General features: G+C 69.8%; 15 protein-coding genes. 10 read left to right on the top strand and 5 right to left on the bottom strand.

Annotation, left to right across the window (positions count from 1 at the left end; genetic code table 11):
• Positions 1 to 44: 44 nt before the first annotated feature.
• From ACGFSB_RS06365 to ACGFSB_RS06330, 8 genes are all read left to right on the top strand, one after another.
• Positions 45 to 794 carry a GntR family transcriptional regulator gene (locus tag ACGFSB_RS06365; protein WP_393395798.1) on the top strand — a complete coding sequence of 250 codons (750 nt, stop codon included), beginning with the start codon at positions 45 to 47 and terminating at the stop codon, positions 792 to 794.
• A gap of 143 nt (positions 795 to 937) precedes the next feature.
• Positions 938 to 1,939, top strand: coding sequence for a sugar ABC transporter substrate-binding protein (locus ACGFSB_RS06360; protein WP_393394891.1), 1,002 nt, complete (start codon positions 938 to 940; stop codon positions 1,937 to 1,939).
• Between the two features lie 95 nt (positions 1,940 to 2,034).
• Positions 2,035 to 3,048 carry a sugar ABC transporter substrate-binding protein gene (locus tag ACGFSB_RS06355; RefSeq protein ID WP_393394888.1) on the top strand — a complete coding sequence of 338 codons (1,014 nt, stop codon included), beginning with the start codon at positions 2,035 to 2,037 and terminating at the stop codon, positions 3,046 to 3,048.
• Complete coding sequence (locus ACGFSB_RS06350) at positions 3,045 to 4,106, top strand: ABC transporter permease (RefSeq protein WP_393394885.1); 1,062 nt, start codon at positions 3,045 to 3,047, stop codon at positions 4,104 to 4,106. The genes ACGFSB_RS06355 and ACGFSB_RS06350 overlap by 4 nt, the downstream gene beginning before the upstream one ends.
• Positions 4,103 to 4,936 carry an ATP-binding cassette domain-containing protein gene (locus ACGFSB_RS06345; protein ID WP_393394883.1) on the top strand — a complete coding sequence of 278 codons (834 nt, stop codon included), beginning with the start codon at positions 4,103 to 4,105 and terminating at the stop codon, positions 4,934 to 4,936. Before ACGFSB_RS06350 ends, ACGFSB_RS06345 begins: the two co-directional genes overlap by 4 nt.
• A gap of 124 nt (positions 4,937 to 5,060) precedes the next feature.
• The gene (locus ACGFSB_RS06340; RefSeq protein ID WP_393394879.1) at positions 5,061 to 6,218 is read left to right on the top strand and encodes an ROK family glucokinase; all 1,158 of its coding nucleotides are present in this window, start codon (positions 5,061 to 5,063) and stop codon (positions 6,216 to 6,218) included.
• 4 nt (positions 6,219 to 6,222) lie between these two features.
• Positions 6,223 to 6,816 carry a sugar kinase gene (locus ACGFSB_RS06335; RefSeq protein ID WP_393394876.1) on the top strand — a complete coding sequence of 198 codons (594 nt, stop codon included), beginning with the start codon at positions 6,223 to 6,225 and terminating at the stop codon, positions 6,814 to 6,816.
• Positions 6,817 to 6,860: 44 nt separating this feature from the next.
• On the top strand, positions 6,861 to 8,138 hold the full coding sequence (locus ACGFSB_RS06330) for a sulfite oxidase (RefSeq protein ID WP_393394873.1): 1,278 nt from the start codon (positions 6,861 to 6,863) through the stop codon (positions 8,136 to 8,138).
• Positions 8,139 to 8,146: 8 nt separating this feature from the next.
• On the opposite strand, the gene ACGFSB_RS06325 is transcribed toward ACGFSB_RS06330, so the two are convergent.
• Together ACGFSB_RS06325 and ACGFSB_RS06320 are read right to left on the bottom strand one after the other, a co-directional pair.
• A complete protein-coding gene (locus ACGFSB_RS06325; RefSeq protein ID WP_393394871.1) occupies positions 8,147 to 9,124 on the bottom strand; it encodes an ornithine cyclodeaminase family protein in 978 nt (325 codons plus the stop codon).
• Positions 9,125 to 9,177: 53 nt separating this feature from the next.
• Positions 9,178 to 9,831, bottom strand: coding sequence for a serine hydrolase (locus tag ACGFSB_RS06320; RefSeq protein ID WP_393395795.1), 654 nt, complete (start codon positions 9,829 to 9,831; stop codon positions 9,178 to 9,180).
• Between the two features lie 197 nt (positions 9,832 to 10,028).
• On the opposite strand from ACGFSB_RS06320, the gene ACGFSB_RS06315 reads away from it, so the two are divergent.
• Positions 10,029 to 10,952 (top strand): endo-beta-N-acetylglucosaminidase H, encoded by a 924-nt coding sequence (locus tag ACGFSB_RS06315; RefSeq protein WP_393395794.1) that lies wholly within the window; start codon positions 10,029 to 10,031, stop codon positions 10,950 to 10,952.
• Between the two features lie 161 nt (positions 10,953 to 11,113).
• On the opposite strand, the gene ACGFSB_RS06310 is transcribed toward ACGFSB_RS06315, so the two are convergent.
• Entirely contained in the window at positions 11,114 to 12,334 is a 1,221-nt protein-coding gene (locus tag ACGFSB_RS06310) for a metallophosphoesterase (RefSeq protein WP_393394869.1), read from the bottom strand.
• Between the two features lie 295 nt (positions 12,335 to 12,629).
• Here ACGFSB_RS06310 and ACGFSB_RS06305 point away from each other — a divergent pair, with 295 nt between their 5' ends.
• Positions 12,630 to 12,839 (top strand): DUF6243 family protein, encoded by a 210-nt coding sequence (locus tag ACGFSB_RS06305; RefSeq protein WP_393394866.1) that lies wholly within the window; start codon positions 12,630 to 12,632, stop codon positions 12,837 to 12,839.
• Between the two features lie 476 nt (positions 12,840 to 13,315).
• Here the strand turns inward: ACGFSB_RS06305 and ACGFSB_RS06300 are convergent, their stop codons facing one another.
• Both ACGFSB_RS06300 and ACGFSB_RS06295 read right to left on the bottom strand, forming a co-directional pair.
• A complete protein-coding gene (locus tag ACGFSB_RS06300) occupies positions 13,316 to 16,348 on the bottom strand; it encodes a helix-turn-helix transcriptional regulator (protein ID WP_393394864.1) in 3,033 nt (1,010 codons plus the stop codon).
• 429 nt (positions 16,349 to 16,777) lie between these two features.
• Complete coding sequence (locus tag ACGFSB_RS06295; protein WP_393394861.1) at positions 16,778 to 17,896, bottom strand: fatty acid desaturase family protein; 1,119 nt, start codon at positions 17,894 to 17,896, stop codon at positions 16,778 to 16,780.
• Between the last annotated feature and the right edge of the window lie 2 nt (positions 17,897 to 17,898).

The raw sequence follows: 17,898 nt of genomic DNA, 5'->3' as shown, positions 1-17,898 counted from the left end.
GCGACTAGGCTCGCCACGTGCCCAAACCAGCCGCCACATCAGCCGTGGACCCGACCGTCTCCCTCCAGCTCGGCGTCGACCGCAGCAGCCCGGTCCCGCTGTACTTCCAGCTGTCCCAGCAGCTGGAGGCGGCGATCGAGCGTGGCGCCCTGACGCCGGGCACTCTGCTCGGCAACGAGATCGAGCTGGCGGGACGCATCGGCCTCTCCCGGCCGACCGTCCGCCAGGCCATCCAGTCGCTGGTCGACAAGGGGCTGCTCGTACGCCGCAGGGGCGTCGGCACCCAGGTCGTGCACAGCCAGGTCAAGCGCCCCCTCGAGCTCAGCAGCCTCTACGACGACCTGGAGGCGGCCGGCCAGCGCCCCGAGACCCGCGTCCTGCTCAACACCGTCGAGCCCGCCTCCGCCGAGGTGGCCGCCGCGCTCGGCGTCGCGGAGGGCGACGAGGTGCACCTGGTCGAGCGGCTCCGCCTGGCTCACGGCGAGCCCATGGCCTGCCTCCGCAACCACATCCCCGCCGGGCTGCTCAACCTCGACACCACACACCTCGAAGCCACCGGCCTCTACCGCCTGATGCGCGCCGCGGGCATCACTCTGCACAGCGCGCGCCAGTCCGTGGGCGCCCGCGCCGCCACCGCCGACGAGGGCGAGCGGCTCGGCGAGCCCGTGGGGGCCCCGCTGCTCACGATGCAGCGCACGACTTTCGACGACACGGGCCGCGCGGTCGAGTTCGGCTCGCACATCTACCGGGCCTCGCGCTACTCCTTCGAGTTCCAGCTCCTCGTACGGCCGTAGCCCGCCGTGCCCGTACGGCCGTAGATACCAACTCATCAACGTTCGTAAGAATGTTCTGACAAAGTCATTGACGCCGCCGCACGCCCCCGGCTAGAACTCCCCCAGCCGCACTGAGGCGGCCGGGAGAAGGGGCGGTCCCACTCATGCGCAAAGACCGTAGGGCAGCGGGCATCACGGCCTGTGTGGCGGCCATCGTGCTCGTCGCCGGCTGCAGCAGCTCCGGCGGCAAGGACGACGAGGACAAGTCGGGCGACGGCGGGGGAGGCGGCAAGGGCGTGAACACGCCCCGCCTCAAGATCGCGATGGTCACGCACTCCGGCGAGGGCGACACCTTCTGGGACATCGTCCAGAGCGGCGCCAAGCAGGCGGCCCGCAAGGACAACGTCGATTTCCTCTACTCCAACGACAAAGAGGCCAAGGGGCAGGCCGAGCTGGTCCAGTCGGCGATCGACAAGAAGGTCGACGGCATCGTAGTGACCCTGGCCAAGCCGGAGGCGATGAAGGCGGTGCTCGGCAAGGCCGAGGCCGCCGGGATACCGGTCGTCACGATCAACTCCGGCGGCGAGTTCTCCGCCGACTTCGGCGCGCTGAGCCACATCGGGCAGGACGAGTCCGTGGCGGGCGAGGCCGTCGGCGACGAGCTCGGCAAACGCGGCAAGAAGAAGGTGCTCTGCGTCATCCACGAACAGGGCAATGTCTCGCTCGAACAGCGCTGCGCTGGCGTGAAGAAGGCCTTCAAGGGCTCGGTCGAGAACCTCAACGTCGAGGGTACCGACGCTCCCAGCGCCCAGTCCTCCATCAGCGCCAAGCTGCAGGCGACCAAGGACATCGACGCGGTGGTCACCCTCGGCGCGCCCATCGCGGCCGTTTCGGTGAAGGCCAAGGAGGATGCCGCCAGCAAGGCCGAGGTCGACACCTTCGACCTGAACGCCGAGGTCGTCAAGCGCCTCAAGGCCAAGGAGGTCGGCTTCGCCGTCGACCAGCAGCCCTACCTCCAGGGCTATCTCGCCATCGACGAGCTGTGGCTCTACAAGACCAACGCGAACGTCCTCGGCGGCGGCAAGCCCGTCCTCACCGGACCCGCCATCGTCACCGAGAAGGACGTACCGAAGCTGGAGAAGTACACCGCCCGCGGTACCCGATGAACACATGCGTGATCCGCGTGGTCGATACTTGGGCGGCTGGGGCCGGGGATCCGGACCGGCCTCACCGAGGAACAGAGCTAGAAGGGCACGGCGTCGTGGCAAGGGTTCAGACAGGGGTACGTGCGGTGGGCGCCGTGCTGGTCGCGGTGCTCGGGGTATCCCTCGCGGGGTGCAGCAGCACCGGCGGCAAGCGCGCCGAGGACGCACGCAAGGCGGCAACGGCACAGGGCAAGGCCGCGGTGAACACGCCGAACTGGACGTTCGGGATGGTGACCCACTCGGGTGACGGCGACACGTTCTGGGACATCGTCCAGGAAGGCGCCAAGCAGGCCGCCGCCAAGGACAACATCAATTTCCTGTACGCGCATGACGACGAGGCCCAGCAGCAAGCCCAGCTCGTGGACTCGTACATCGACAAGAAGGTCGACGGCATCATCGTCACCCTCGCCAAGCCCGACGCGATGAAGGGCGCTCTGGCCCGCGCCAAGAAGGCCGGCATTCCGGTGATCACCGTGAACTCCGGCTCCGCGGAGTCCAAGCAGTTCGGCGCGCTCACCCACATCGGCCAGGACGAGACGATCGCGGGCGAGGCAGTGGGCGACGAGCTCAACAAGCGCGGCAAGAAGAAGGCGCTCTGCATCCTGCACGAGCAGGGCAACGTCGGCCACGAGCAGCGCTGCGACGGCGCCAAGAAGACCTTCGACGGCAAGATGCAGAACCTGTACGTGACCGGCACGGACATGCCCGACGTGGAGTCCTCCATCGAGGCCAAGCTCCAGTCGGACAAGGACATCGACTCGGTCGTCACGCTCGGTGCGCCCTTCGCGGACACCGCGGTGAAGGCCGCGGACAGCGCGGGCAGCAAGGCCGAGGTCGACACCTTCGACCTGAACGAGAAGGTGGCGGCGGGCCTGAAGTCCGGCACGCTCGGCTTCGCCGTCGACCAGCAGCCCTACCTCCAGGGCTACGAGGCCGTGGACCTGCTCTGGCTCTACAAGTACAACGACGATGTGCTCGGCGGCGGCAAGCCGGTCCTCACCGGGCCGCAGATCGTCACCAAGGGCCAGGCCGCCAAGCTGGAGGAATACGCGAAGCGAGGGACGCGATGACAGCGACCGCACCCGCACCAGCGCCTTCGCCGGACACCAAGACCGACGAGCGCCTCCTGAAGGCCTCGCCGCTGAAGAAGCTGATGGGCCGCCCCGAGCTTGGCTCCGTCGTCGGCGCCCTCGCCGTCTTCCTCTTCTTCGCGGTCGTCGCGGACAGCTTCCTGCAGGCCACCAGCCTCGCCACGGTGCTCTACGCGGCGTCGACGCTCGGCATCATGGCGGTGCCGGTTGCGCTCCTGATGATCGGCGGCGAGTTCGACCTGTCGGCGGGCGTCATGGTGACGACCTCCGCGCTGATCTCGTCGATGTTCAGCTACCAGATGACGGCGAACGTCTGGGTCGGCGTGCTCGTCTCGCTCGTCGCGACCCTCGCGGTCGGCGTCTTCAACGGCGTGATGCTGACGCGCACCGACCCGCCGAGCTTCATCATCACGCTCGGTACGTTCCTGATGCTGACCGGCATGAACCTCGGCTTCACCAAGCTGATCAGCGGCACGGTCTCCACGAAGTCGATCTCCGACATGGAGGGCTTCGCCTCCGCCAAGGACGTCTTCGCCTCGACGATCACCATCGGCGGCGTCGACTTCAAGATCACGATCCTCTGGTGGCTCGGCCTGATCGTGGTCGCCACCTGGATCCTGCTCCGCACCCGCGTCGGCAACTGGATCTTCGCGGTCGGCGGCGGCGAGGACGCGGCCCGCGCGGTCGGCGTCCCGGTCGCCGCGACCAAGATCGGCCTCTATATGGGCGTCGCCTTCGGCGCCTGGATCTCGGGCCAGCACCTGCTGTTCTCGTACGACGTCGTCCAGTCCGGCGGGGGCGTCGGCAACGAACTGATCTACATCATCGCGGCCGTCATCGGCGGCTGTCTGATCACCGGCGGATACGGCTCCGCGGTCGGCGCGGCCGTGGGTGCGTTCATCTTCGGCATGGTCAGCAAGGGCATCGTGTTCGCCGAGTGGAACCCGGACTGGTTCAAGTTCTTCCTCGGAGTGATGCTGCTCCTGGCGACCCTGCTCAACCACTGGGTCCGCAAGCGCGCGGAGGCGACGAAGTGACCACCGACACGAACGACGTCACCGACGCGGTACCGGACCCGGAGCCGGGCCGCACCCCGCTCGTCGAGCTCGACGACGTCAGTAAGTACTACGGCAACATCCGCGCCCTCGAAGGCGTGTCCCTGGAGGTCCACACGGGCGAGATCTCCTGCGTCCTCGGCGACAACGGCGCGGGCAAATCAACGCTCATCAAGATCATCGCTGGCCTGCACCGGCACGACGCGGGCAGCTTCCGCATCGACGGCGAGGACGCCGAGCTCTCCTCACCCCGCGAGGCCCTGGACCGCGGCATCGCCACGGTCTACCAGGACCTGGCCGTCGTCCCTCTCATGCCGGTCTGGCGGAACTTCTTCCTCGGCTCCGAGCCGACGAAGGGCGTGGGCCCCTTCAAGCGCCTGGACGTCGACCTGATGCGCGCGACGACCCGCGCGGAGCTGCTCCGCATGGGCATCGACCTGCGCGACGTCGACCAGCCGATCGGCACCCTGTCGGGCGGTGAGCGCCAGTGCGTGGCGATCGCCCGCGCCGTCTACTTCGGCGCGAAGGTCCTCGTCCTCGACGAGCCGACAGCGGCGCTGGGCGTCAAGCAGTCAGGCGTGGTCCTGAAGTACGTGGCGGCGGCGCGGGACGCGGGCCTGGGAGTGGTCTTGATCACCCACAACCCCCACCACGCATACCTGGTGGGCAACCGCTTCGTCCTCCTCAAACGCGGCACGATGTTCGGCAGCTATGCCCGTGACGAGGTCACCCTGGACGAGCTGACCCGCCAGATGGCGGGCGGCTCCGAGCTGGACGACCTGCGTCACGAGCTGGAGGACAGGGCCCCGTAAGGGGCGCGGGGAACTGCGCGACAAGCCCCGTCGGGCCCGCAGACGAACACGAACCGGCGGGAGCGAGACCGACCACCGGCCCACCGTTCAGCCGCAGGGCCACCGCAATGGCAGAATCCAGGCAATGAGCACCTACCGCGACCTCGCGCACCGCGGCTCCGCCCGAGCCACCGTCCTGCGGACCGTAGGCACGCGTGAGCGCCGATCCCATCTGACGGCGCCCCGCGTCCCCACGGTCGGCATCGACATCGGCGGTACGAAGGTGATGGCGGGCGTGGTCGACGCCGACGGCAACATCCTGGAGACGCTCCGGGCCGAGACGCCGGACAAGTCCAAGAGTCCCAAGGTCGTCGAGGACACCATCGTCGAGCTGGTCCTCGACCTCTCCGACCGGCACGACGTGCACGCGGTCGGCATCGGCGCGGCAGGCTGGGTCGACGCGGACCGCAACCGCGTCCTGTTCGCCCCGCACCTGTCCTGGCGCAACGAACCCCTCCGCGACCGCATCTCGGGCCGCCTCGCGGTCCCCGTGCTCGTCGACAACGACGCGAACACCGCAGCCTGGGCGGAGTGGCGCTTCGGCGCGGCCCGCGGCGAGGACCACCTGGTCATGATCACGCTCGGTACGGGCATCGGCGGCGCGATCCTGGAGGACGGCCAGGTCAAGCGCGGCAAGTTCGGGGTGGCCGGGGAGTTCGGCCATATGCAGGTGGTCCCCGGCGGCCACCGCTGCCCCTGCGGCAACCGCGGCTGCTGGGAGCAGTACAGCTCGGGCAACGCGCTGGTCAGAGAGGCCCGCGAGCTGGCCGCCGCCGACTCACCGGTGGCGTACGGCATCATCGAGCGCGTCAAGGGCAGCATCCCCGACATCACGGGCCCCCTGATCACCGAGCTGGCCCGCGAGGGCGACGCGATGTGCATCGAGCTGCTCCAGGACATCGGCCAGTGGCTCGGCGTCGGCATCGCGAACCTGGCCGCCGCTCTCGACCCGTCCTGCTTCGTGATCGGCGGCGGCGTATCGGCCGCCGACGACCTCCTGATCGGCCCGGCCCGCGACGCCTTCCGCCGCCATCTGACCGGCCGCGGCTACCGCCCCGAGGCCCGCATCGCCCGCGCCCAGCTTGGCCCCGAGGCGGGCATGGTGGGCGCGGCCGACCTGGCCCGCCTGGTGGCCCGCCGCTTCCGCCGGGCGAACCGCCGCCGGGTGGAGCGCTACGAACGCTATGAGCGCTTCGCGGAAGCGCGCCGCTCCAACAACCGCACCTCTCAGGGAACTCAGTAAGCAGATGACCGTGCCCCGCCAACCCTCGTCCCCGGATTCCCAGGATTCCCCGGACGGGAGCCGCGGCCCCGCCGAGGGCCACCGCCATATGATCCGCCGCCGCTGGCTGACGGCGACGATCATCGTCCTGCTCATCGGCGTACCGGCCGGCTATCTGGTGATCTCCGCGAACCAGAGCCGCAACAGCGGCCGCGACAAGGAGGACAAGTACTCCGCGACCGGCCTCACGGCGGGCTGGCCCTCCAAGGTGCAGCGCCGCCTGTACGACGTGCCGATTCAGCCGTACTCCAGGGAAGTCGCCTACTACGAGACGAACAACTGGCGCACCAGCCGCCTGTACGCCCAGTTCCTGACGAGCAACAAGGGCCTGGACAAGTTCCTCAAGCAGATCGGCACGAGCACCCCGGAACTGAAGAAGAACGACATCACCATCAGCAAGCGCGACCGCAAGGTGGTCGGCTGGGAGTTCACCGACCCGGGCCCCTGGCTCGGCCTCACCCACGTGAAGAAGGACCCGGCCCCGACCCTTGACGTGGTGGTGAACCGCGCGAATCCGGAGCATCCGATGGTGTATGTAGTGTCGACGACAACACCGTAACTGGCGTGTTTCATCAGCGAGTTGCGTGAGGGTCAGCTCGTACGATGACGCCCATGATCTCCAAAGAGACGTCCGAAGAGGCGTACGAGGGACGCAGACGGGCCCAGTGGCTGGCCGCCGGGGGCCCGGCGCGCAGGGACCTGCTGCGACTGCTGGCGGCGACCGGGGCGGCAGGCGCGGCATCGGCGCTGGGAGCGCGCCCGGCGGCGGCAGCGAGCTCCACCCCAAGGAGTTCCGGAATCATCAAGCCCCTCCCCCCAGCCCGCTTCACGATCCGCGGAACGAACGCGGAGACGAAGTTCGAGGCGCTCGCGGAGACGGGCTACTACACCCCGGTATCGCACTTCTTCGTACGCAACCACACGGCGACGCCGCGCGTGGACGCGAAGACATGGACCCTGAAAGTCTGGGGCGACGGCCTGAAGGGTGGCCCGAGGGAGCCCAGGGAGTTCACCCTCGCCGACCTCAAACGCCTCCCGTCGACGACGACTTCGGCGCTCATCGAGTGCGCGGGCAACGCCCGAAGCTTCTTCACGACCCAACAGGGCCAGCCGGCTTCAGGCACGGCCTGGACCCAGGGAGCGGTGGGCAACGCCCGCTGGCGCGGCGTACGCCTCTCCGAAGTCCTGCGCCTGGCAGGCGTATCGCGCCACGCGGTGGACGTGATGCCGAGGGGTCTCGACGCGGACTACATCACGGACGACGGCACGAACCTGGGCAAGGTCCGCCGCCCGCTCCCGCTCTCCAAGGCGATGGAAGACGTCATCCTGGCGTATGAGATGAACGGCGCCCCACTCCCTCCGGACCACGGCTACCCGGTGCGCCTGGTGGCCCCGTCCTGGGTGGGAATCGCGTCGATCAAATGGGTAGGCGACATCGAAGTCTCGTCAACACCCCTCCACTCGCCCTGGAACACGCAGTTCTACCGCCTGTTCGGCGAGGCGTACCCCCCGGAGGGCAGCACCCCTCTCACCCGCCAAACCCTGAAGTCCGCTTTCGAACTCCCCTGGAACGCAAGCCTCCCGGCGAACCGAACCCACCACCTCACAGGTCGCGCCTGGTCGGCGAAGGCCCCCGTGGCCCGAGTCGACATCAGCACGGACGGCGGCGAGACCTGGCACCAGGCCCACCTCAAGGACAGCCCCCGCCAGTCGAGTTGGACCCGCTGGACCACCCCATGGCACCCCAGCACCCCCGGCACGACGACACTCCTGTCCCGCACCACGGACACCTCCGGCCACACCCAGCCGGAGGCGACGGTGCACAACACTCAGGGGTACTTGTTCGACGCGGTGGTGCGGCATGTGGTGCGGGTGGTGTGAGCCTGGGCCTATGCGGAAGCCGCGTGGGCAAGTGACCATCGCTCGTACGCAGCTGCCGCCACCCCCAAGTCCTCCCAGGCCATCCCCGCGGACTTGAACAACCGAGGCCGGTCCTCGGCCACTTCCACCTCGCCCCGCACCAACTCGCCCAGCGTCCGCAGCCGCCCCACATCAAAGGCCCCCGCGGCCACCGCCAGCGCGATGTCCCCGCACTCCCGCAGCGCCACCCCGTGGGACTCGGCCACCACCAGGCCGCGCTCCAGAAGCCCTCCGTCCACCTCACGCGCATCCGGCTCGTGCGAGCCCACCGCCGCGACGGTGGCGTGAGCCGGGAGCAGTGTGCTGTCGAACAGGGGCTTGCGAGCCGTCGTGCAGCAGCAGACCACGTCGGCCGACGCCACGTCCGCCGGGGTAGCGGGCGCCGCCGACAAGCCTGCCTCGCGGCACCGGTCGACGAAGGCCGCCACCCGCTCCGGGGTGCGCGCCACCACATCCACGTGTTCCAGCGTCGGGCGCACCGCGCGCACGGCCTCCACGTGGCCCCAGGCCTGGGGGCCGGTGCCGAAGACCAGGAGGCGGCGGGTTTCCGGTACCGCGAGGTGTCGGATCGCTGCCCCCGATACCGCGGGCGTACGTAGTGACGTCAGCGCGATGCCGTCAAGCAGGGCCAGGGGCTTGTGTGTTGTTCCGTCCAGGAGGAGATACAGGCCCTGGACGCGGGGGAGGTCGCGGGCTGCGTTTCCCGGGGTGACCGTGGCGATCTTCACTCCGGTGTACGACGTCGTGGACGACGGCATCAGGAGAAGCTGGCCGCCGGGGACGTCGACGACTCCCCGGGGAGGTTCCGCCTCCGGGTCGAGGCCTGTCTTGAGGGTCGTTTCCACTGCCTCGATCGCCGTGGACATCGGGATGAGCCCGGCCATCGTCTCGGCGTCGATGTAGGGCGGTTGCTCGTTCGTGGGGGTCGTGGCGTTCGTGGCGTTCATGGGTGGTTTCCTCCCGTGCTGAGCGCGCGTCAGGCGACGCTCGTGATCACCCCCTATAGAACACGTCCACCGCCAGGGCAGTACTCCGCCTCGATGACCGCCTGGCTGTTGCCCGCCCAGTCGCCGTTGAAGTTGAAGGCGAGCGAGTGCTTGCCGTCCGGTGTGGTCACCGCTTGGGACGCCGATCCCTGGATATTGCCGCCGTGACCCCAGAGCGAAGAGCCGCAGGGCAGGTCGAACTTCATCAGGCCGAGACCGTACCCGGTGATCAGGCCCGCCCCGCTGACCGGGACGGTGGTCTTCATCTCCTTGAGTTGCCGCGCGGGCAGCAGCTTGCCGCCGAGCAGGGCCGAGTAGAAGCGGTTCAGGTCACCGGAGTCGGAGATGGTCGCGCCTCCGCGTCGATGTACCGGCCGCCGTCGGCGACCACGCTCAGCACCCCGATGTGCGGCTGTGCGAGGAACTCTTCGCGCTCCCGCTGGCTCAACTTCCGCGGCCGGTGTGCGTCTTCGCTCACTTCGTCCCCCTCGGTGTCGGCTTCCACGTCGACGTTCACGCGCTCGGAACGAGCACCCGAGCACCCGAGCACCCGAGCACCCCAGCGTCCGAGCACCCGCACGTCTCCAACGGGCCTGCCCGCCAGGACTATTCCCTGTGTCAGGGGCGTCCGGGGCGTCACCCGCGTCGTGGCTTCGCCTCCTCGACATCCCCCTGCCCCTGCCGCCGCCGACGGAGGTCATCACTGGCTCCGCGACGCCGTCCGCCGGACTCTGATGCGTGGGAGATGTGAAGAGTTCGGGCGCAACTCCCGGGATCAGGTCGCGGGAGCGGAAAACTCGGAGGGCTCACTCGGCGCCTTCGAACAGGTCGGGCGCCGCCCTATGTGATGGGAGACCGATCAATGATGTTCACTCCGGTACGGAGCAGAGTGCGGATGGCCGCGCTCGCGCTCTCGGCCGTCGCGGCACTCGCCTTCGGCGCGACGACCGCCACGACCGGCGCGACAGCGGCCCCCGCACCCGCGAAGAAACAGGGGCCGACCTCGGTGGCGTACGTCGAGGTGAACAACAACAACATGCGGAACGTCGGCAAGTACACGCTCGCCAACGGCGGCGGCAACGTCTTCGACGTGGCCGTGATCTTCGCGGCGAACATCAACTACGACACGGGCACGAAGACGGCGCAGCTGCACTTCAACGAGAACGTGCAGCGGGTCCTCGACAACGCCGCCACGGAGATACGGCCGTTGCAGCAGAAGGGCATCAAGGTCGTCCTCTCGGTGCTCGGCAACCACCAGGGCGCGGGCTTCGCCAACTTCCCGTCACAGCAAGCGGCTTCGGGGTTCGCGAAGCAGCTGTCGGACACCGTGACCAAGTACGGCCTCGACGGCATCGACTTCGATGACGAGTACGCCGAGTACGGCAACAACGGCACCGGCCAGCCCAACGCCAGCTCGTTCGTGCACCTGGTGACGGCGCTGCGCGCGAACATGCCGGGCAAGATCATCAGCCTTTACAACATCGGTCCGGCCGCGTCCCGTCTCTCCTACGGCGGCGTCGACGTCTCGTCCAAGTTCGACTACGCCTGGAACCCGTACTACGGCACCTGGCAGGTCCCCGGCATCGCACTGCCCAAGTCGAAGCTGTCGCCGGCGGCCGTCGAGATCGGCGGGACCTCGCAGAGCACGGCTGCCGACCTCGCCCGCCGCACCGTCAAGGAGGGGTACGGCGTCTATCTGACGTACAACCTCGACGGCACCGACCGCAGCGCCGATGTCTCCGCGTTCACCAAGGAGTTGTACGGCAGTGACGCCGTCTACACGCCGTAGGGCGACCGCGAGCCCCAGTACGCGGTGCTCCCTCGGGGCCAACCGCATCCCGTAGGGCGCGATCCGTGAGTGCCGCGCCTTCGACAACGATGTCGGGGGCGCGGCGCGGGTCCATCGAGTACCCGGACACCATCAGTCGGGAACCGCCTCTCCGTCCAGTGCTACGGCGAGGGGGGCCGATGCGGGGAGCGGAGTACGAGCAGGGTGATCTCGCTCGGGGCGAAGACGCGGAACGGCGGGCCCCAGAAGCCGGTGCCGCGGCTGGTGTAGAGGAGGGTGCGGGTGCCATGGCGGCTGAGGCCGGCGAGGGCGGGCTGGTCGATGCGGACCAGGTGGTGGAAGGGCCAGATCTGGCCGCCGTGGGTGTGCCCGGAGAGTTGGAGGTCGACGCCTTCGGCTGCCGCCCGGTCGACGAACTTGGGCTGGTGGGCCAGGAGCAGGACGGGGTGGTCGGGGTCGGCGCCGTGCAGGGCTCCGGCGAGGTGGGCGCGGTGGCCGGTCAGGCCGGAGGACTCGGCGGTGACGTCATCCACGCCGGCGACCACGAGGGTGTCGCCACCGCGTTCGAGCAGCAGATGGCGGTTGCGCAGCGGCTCCCAGCCCAGCTCGTCCATCAGGTCGACCCAGCCCTGGGCCTCGCTGTAGTACTCGTGGTTGCCGGTGACGTAGACCCGGGCCCGCGTGGCCTGCACGGTGCCGAGTGGGGCGGCCTGGGCGCGGCGGCGTTCGGCCGTGCCGTCCGCGATGTCTCCGGTGTGGCAGACCAGGTCGGCCTTCAGGGTGTTCACCGTCTCGCAGACCCGCGCCGACCAGCGGGCGCGGTCGAGCGGGCCGTAGTGGGTGTCGGTGATGAGGACGACGCGCGTGCCGTCCAACCCGGCCCCCAGGCGCGGAAGTTGTACGTCGAGGCGGCGTACCCGTGGTACCCGGCGGGCCTCCGCGTACCCCCAGGCAAGCAGTACGGCGGCTGCGCCGAGGGCCGCCAAGGTGGCGATCCGGGCCCGGTCCTGGCCGTCGCCGACGCCGGTCACGGTCAGGGCGAGCCGCAGCAGGACGCCGAGCAGAACGGACCAGGTGAACAGGACCCAGATGGTGCCCAGCAGCGTGTCCCCGACGATCGCCGCCCAGTCCTGCTGCCGTCGGCCGTGGCCGCGCACCATCGCGAGCGGCATAGCGACCAGACCGAGGACGAACAGGGCGGTGCCGCCCAGCGCCACAGGAAGCGGCCAGTGCTGGCCGACGTGCAGCAGCAGCCAGCAGGGCACGGTCCACAGCAGGACGGGGGCGATCAGAGGGAGGTAGCGCATCAGGCGGTGCAGGCGGCTCTGCTGAGTCTCGTGCGCCGCACTGTCGGTGGATCGGGTTTCGCTGGTGTCGGTCACGCTTCCCCTCCTCGGGCAACCAGGCTGCCGTCGCGCGCACTGTATCCGGTCGTCTTCGGGCCGATGGGAAGGAAACAGCCGGCCCCGGGCACTCGCCGAAGGCCTGGCCGACGCCGGTTCGCGGAAAAATTGGTGTGCGGGATCGACGGGACCGGGTAACGTCTTGGGCATGTTCTTCCAGACGCTGATTTACGAGTGAGAGCGTGATGGGCCCCTGCTGACGTCCTTCGACGTCGCCGCGCCCGTCCCCCACCGATGAATCCGTAGATCACTTCACATCATTTCGGGAGAACCCGTGAGCAAGAACATCAATAACCCCGTGGGCATGGGCGGCGGCCAGCGCAAGAAGCTGTCCCGCGCCGAACGGCAGAACAACGGTCCGCACCGCAACCTCGACCGCCAGGGTGCCGCCGACCAGAAGGCGGAGCTGGTGCGGAAGATGCGCGAGAAGACAGGCGCGGCCAAGGACGCCGGGCAGACGAGCGACGACACCGCACAGAGCTGACGCACTGCCGCCGCGGGGCGGCACCGCACGAGGCAGGGCCCGGACCGCGACGCGCGATCCGGGCCCTGCTGCCGTACCGGGCGCGGTCGGTGCCGCTCAGCTCTCGGCCCCCCGCCACCGCGGGCTGTAACGGCAGTGTCAGCACGAGCACAGCCGTACCCCCCTCACCCACGGCCGAAAACGCGAGGCGAGTGATCGGGGCCGCGTTCGGGTCAGGCCCGGTTGAGCGGTGGCCGATGCTGGGTGTGGCAGCCCGGTGCGGGGCAGGTGTCCCGGAGCAGCCATCACCGCTCTGGGCCACCGGCCCCCGGCGTTTTCCTCATGGCGCCGAGCAGACCGGAGAGCCGGCGCCGGTCTGCCGCGCTCAGTCCGGCGAGCCGCTCCTGCTCCTGGGCCGACCGTACGGTCTCCTGGGCCGACCGTACGGTGAAGATCCGCTCGGCCAGTACTGAGGCGGCGTTCTCGCAGGTGAAACGCTACGGCGCAGTCACTCCTGTGCTCGGGTGAGGGTTCGTGTGCGGCGGGTTGTGAGGGTGCGCAGCGCTGCTCTCCGGCTCGATCAGGCCCTCGCGGTAGGCGATGCCGACGGCCTCGGTGCGGCTCGCGGCACCCAGCTTGGCGAGGATGTTGGAGACGTGGACGCTTGCCGTCTTGCCGCTGATGTACAACTCTTCGCCGATCTGGCGGTTGGTGCGCCCCCGGCCGAGCAGCCGCAGCACCTCGCTCTCCCGGGCGGTCAGGTCGGCGATCCGCTCCCCGGCGGCCGGTGCGTCGGCGAGACGGCCGCGTCGTACCAGGGCGTCGAGCGCCTCCCGCAGCGGTACGGCGCCGAGCCGCACGGCTGTGTCCCGGGCCGCATACGCCTGCTCGGCCGCCTCTTCACGGCGTCCTGCGGTGAGCAGGGCCTCCGCGAGCCGCCGTCGGCACCGGGCGAGTTCGTACGGTTCGCCGTAGCTGAACGCGGTCACGGCCCGCTCCCAGGTGGCGACGTCCGGGCCGGTGGCGGCGCGTACTCCCTCGGCTTCGGCGCGGGCCAGCCAGGCCAGGCCCTCTGGTCCCTGCTCAGTGCCGTCCTGGCCGCGGGCCGCCGTGGTCCGGGCCAGCTCCACGAGTTCGGCCGCGGTGTCAGTCCAGCGACCTGTGCCCGGCGCGTCGCCGGCCAGGCGGGACTCCTCCGCCGCGTCCGCGACGGCCGACAGGGTGAGCGCAGCCAGACGGACCACGGCATCGGGCTTGTCGGAGCCCAAGCCCTCCGTGAGTGCGTCGACTGCGGCGTCCATCTGCCGTACGCAGTCCTCGGCGTCACCCCGCAGCGCCGCGGCGTCGGTGAGCACGATGCTCGCGACGAGCGAGGCCATCCAGTCCGGGGGGCCGTCGAGCAGTGCGCGGGAGCCACCGACCGCCACGTCGAACTCGCCGCGCGCCAGGGTGACGTACAACGCGGGTGCGGTCGCGAACCCGGACGTGGCCGAGAGGAGGGTGACGTCGTCGGCGGCCGTCTCCGTGCACTCGTCCCAGCGACCCAGCGTGTAGAGCAGCAGGGATTGCAGATAGCGCAACTCCACGGCGTACGGCGAGGAAAGGAGGCCGGCCCGGCGGGCGCGGTCGAGTCCGTCGCCGGTCCAGCTCAGGCACGGGTCCATTTCGCCGCACTCGTAGCAACCGATCGCCAGGTTGTACAGCGCCCGCATCTCCACCTGGAGGTTCCCGGCGGTGCGGGCCAGCTCACGGGCTTCGAGGAGCCGCTCCCGACCTTGCGGAGTACGCCGGTTGTGCACCTCGAGACCGACCAGCGAAATCACCAGATCGGCCTGGGCGTCAGCCAGTCGGAGCCGCTCGGCGATGTCCAGGGCCTGCCGGGCGACGCGTTCGGCGTCCTCGTCACGGCCCACGTAACGGGCCGCCATGACGTGGGTCGCGGCCGCCCACACCCAGGTGCGCGAGGGCGGCTCGGCCGGGATGAGACCGAGCGCCTCGCTGCTGTACGCGAACGCGGCCTCCAGATTGTCGATCCGCATCAGGTTGCCCGCGAGGGTGTAGCGCACGCGGGCGGCGAGTTCGGAGTCGGCCTCCGAGCCGGCCCGCGCGAGCGCGGAGCGGGTGAGCTGGACCGCGCGATGGGGATCCCCGGCGTGTGCGGCGGCGGCCGAGGCACGCAGGGTGAGAGTGACCGGGTCGCCGTGCTCGGGGTGCGCGGACGCGTCCACCACGGCCCACAGTTCGAGCGCGGTCTCCAGGTGGCGCAGCTCTTCGGCGGGTGCGCGGAGGCCCTGGGCGTGGTCGGCGGCTTCGAGGGAGGCCGCCAGCGCGTCGGCCAGGTCGTGGCTCGCGCGTGAGTGATGGGCCCGCTCCGCCGCGCTGTTCGCCGGACGCTCCTCGCCGGCGAGGAGCGCAGCGAACACCCCGTGCAGCCTGACCCGTTCGCCGGGCAGCAGATCCGCGTACACGGCCTCGCGGGTGAGGGCGTGCCGGAAGGAGTACGTCGCGTCGTCGTCGGTCACAAGGAGTTGGTGGCCGACAGCCTCGCGCAGCGCCGACTCCAGCTCCTCCTGCGACAGCCGCACGGCGCCGCGCAGCAGGTCGTGTCCGACCCGGCGCCCCGCCACAGCAGCCGTGCGCAGGACCTGCTGGGCAGTCTCGGTCAACTGCTCGATCCGGATGAGCAGGACGTCGGCCAGGCCGCTGGGCATGGCGGCCGAGTCCGCGCCCTCGTCGTCCTCGGGCAGCGCGGCGAGCAACTCCTCGGCGTAGAAGGCGTTTCCCTCGGCGCGGTCGACGATGCGTCGGACCGCACTGTCGGAGACAGGGCCTGTGCGTTGCGCGTACACGAGCCGGGCCACGTCCGCGTCAGCCAGCGGGTGCAGTTCGAGCCGGTCGACGGAGGGCAGCCTGACCAGCTCGGCGAGCAGAGGCCGCAGCGGGTGACGGCGGTGCAGGTCGTCCGCGCGGTACGAGGCGAAGACTGCGAGCCGGTGGGGCGGGCCGCCGGGCGCGGGCCGCTGCAGGACACCCCGGCTGAGCAGAAAGCGGAGCAGGTCACGAGAAGACTGGTCAGCCCAGTGAAGGTCCTCGATGACCAGGAGAAGCGGGGTCAGGGCCGTCAGGTCGGCGAGGAGGCCGGCGACCCCCTCAAAAAGCTGGAGGCGGCTGCCGGCGTCGGGCACGGGGCCTGCCCCCGCTGCCGTGCCGATCAGGCGCTCCACCGCGGGATACGCGGAGAAGGCCGGGGCGAGCCGTTCGTCGGCGGCGGCCGCACCGAGGATCTCCGTGAACGGGAGGTACGGCAGGCCGACGTCCCCGAGGTCCACGCAGTGGCCGGTAAGGACGGTCATGCCGGTGGTGACGGCGTGCGCCGCGGCCACGGTCAGCGTGCGGGTCTTGCCGACGCCGGCGTCCCCGGCCACGAGGACGGCGCGCGGGTCGCCGGCCGCGGCCCGCTCCAGCACGCCGGTGAGCCGGGTGAGTTCGGTTGCCCGGCCGACGAACGGTGTATCGCTTGGATGGACCACAGGCCCATCCAAGCACGCCCCGCCGGTACCGCTGGCGGGTCTCCGCTCCCCGGAATGCGAGGACGCGGTTCGTGTACCGCTGGGGCACCGTGGGGAGCGGGCATTCCCGAGAGGTGGGCGGACGGGCCCGACGGTTCGACCCCGAAGGCCGGTTCACCGAAGGCTCGGTCTCGCCGCAGCCAGGGCAAGTGATCCGGCACCCGGTGCCGGATCACTTGCCCTGCCTCTTTCGCTGACGTGCGGAGAACAGCAGAGCACCCATCGGATCGACATGCCGTCAGCCCAGCCGGACACCGGCCTGCCCGGATCCCGTGTCGTACGGTCTGATGTCGCGGCCGCCCGCCGCCCGCCGTCCGCCGTCCGCAACGGATCTCACCGAACCCGGCGCTGCCGCCGGTACGGCCGAAAGATCTGAACCGATACCGGGAATCAGGCCGCGACGAGCTCCAGCTCGCGGTCCGGCGTCTTGACCTTGGGCTTCTTGTTCGGCAGTGAGAGCCGGAAGACCTTGTGCCACGCGGAGTACACCTGCTTGGGCAGCGGCCCGGTGACGTACTCCAGCTCGTACTTCTCGAACAGCGCGCGCACCTTCACCGCGACCTCGGCGTACCGGTTGCTCGGCAGGTCCGGGAACAGGTGGTGCTCGATCTGGTGCGACAGGTTGCCGGTCATGAAGTGCATGGCCTTGCTGCCGCTGATGTTCGCCGAGCCCATCATCTGGCGCAGGTACCACTGGCCGCGCGTCTCGCCCTTGATCGACCGGCGTTCGAAGACCTGCACGCCCTCGGGGAAGTGCCCGCACATGATCACCGAGTGGGTCCAGATGTTGCGGACCAGGTTCGCGGTGAACGTGGCGCCGAGCGTGGGGAGGAACGACGGGCCCGAAAGGAGTGGGTGGATCACGTAGTCCTTGAGAACCTGCTTGCGGATCTTGCGGCCCACGGCCTTGGCCCGCGCGCGGAACTCCGGGCTGTTGCGGCGGCGCTTGTTCAGGTTCTTGCCGAGCTCCAGGTCGTACGCCGCGATGCCGTACTCGAAGAAGCAGGCGTTGAGGAAGTTCCACAGCGGCTGGCCGAGGTGGAACGGGTGCCACTTCTGGTCCTCGTCGACGCGCATGATGCCGTAGCCGAGGTCGTTGTCCTTGCCGATCACGTTGGTGTACGTGTGGTGCAGCTCGTTGTGCGAGTGCTTCCACTGCTCGGACGGCGAGACGTGATCCCACTCCCAGGTGGTGGAGTGGATCTTCGGGTCCCGCATCCAGTCCCACTGGCCGTGCAGGATGTTGTGGCCGATCTCCATGTTGTCCATGATCTTCGCCACGGACAGACCGGCGGTGCCGATCAGCCACGCGGGCGGGAAGATCGAGAACAGCAGCACGCCCCTGCTGACCAGCTCGAGCTTGCGCTGCGCCGAGATGACCTTACGGATGTAGGCGGCGTCCTTCTCGCCGCGGCCGGCGATCACCTCGTCGCGGATCGCGTCCAGCTCGCGGCCGAGCTCCTCGATCTGCTCCGCGGTCAGGTGGGCGGTGGGGTCGATGGCGGTCAAGG

It is taken from the genome of Streptomyces sp. NPDC048441 (genome assembly GCF_043200235.1).
Lineage (GTDB): Bacteria > Actinomycetota > Actinomycetes > Streptomycetales > Streptomycetaceae > Streptomyces.
The sequence above is the reverse complement of the archived record's forward strand: the minus strand, read 5'-3'. Positions and strand labels throughout refer to the sequence as shown.

Bases quoted from the DNA above. Each gene is read 5' to 3' on its own strand.
- ACGFSB_RS06325 (WP_393394871.1), bottom strand. From the start codon at position 9,124: ATGAACGCCACGAACGCCACGACCCCCACGAACGAGCAACCGCCCTAC.
- ACGFSB_RS06350 (WP_393394885.1), top strand. From the start codon at position 3,045: ATGACAGCGACCGCACCCGCACCAGCGCCTTCGCCGGACACCAAGACC.
- ACGFSB_RS06360 (WP_393394891.1), top strand. From the start codon at position 938: ATGCGCAAAGACCGTAGGGCAGCGGGCATCACGGCCTGTGTGGCGGCC.
- ACGFSB_RS06320 (WP_393395795.1), bottom strand. From the start codon at position 9,831: ATGTCGAGGAGGCGAAGCCACGACGCGGGTGACGCCCCGGACGCCCCT.
- ACGFSB_RS06315 (WP_393395794.1), top strand. From the start codon at position 10,029: ATGTTCACTCCGGTACGGAGCAGAGTGCGGATGGCCGCGCTCGCGCTC.
- ACGFSB_RS06330 (WP_393394873.1), top strand. From the start codon at position 6,861: ATGACGCCCATGATCTCCAAAGAGACGTCCGAAGAGGCGTACGAGGGA.
- ACGFSB_RS06335 (WP_393394876.1), top strand. From the start codon at position 6,223: ATGACCGTGCCCCGCCAACCCTCGTCCCCGGATTCCCAGGATTCCCCG.
- ACGFSB_RS06340 (WP_393394879.1), top strand. From the start codon at position 5,061: ATGAGCACCTACCGCGACCTCGCGCACCGCGGCTCCGCCCGAGCCACC.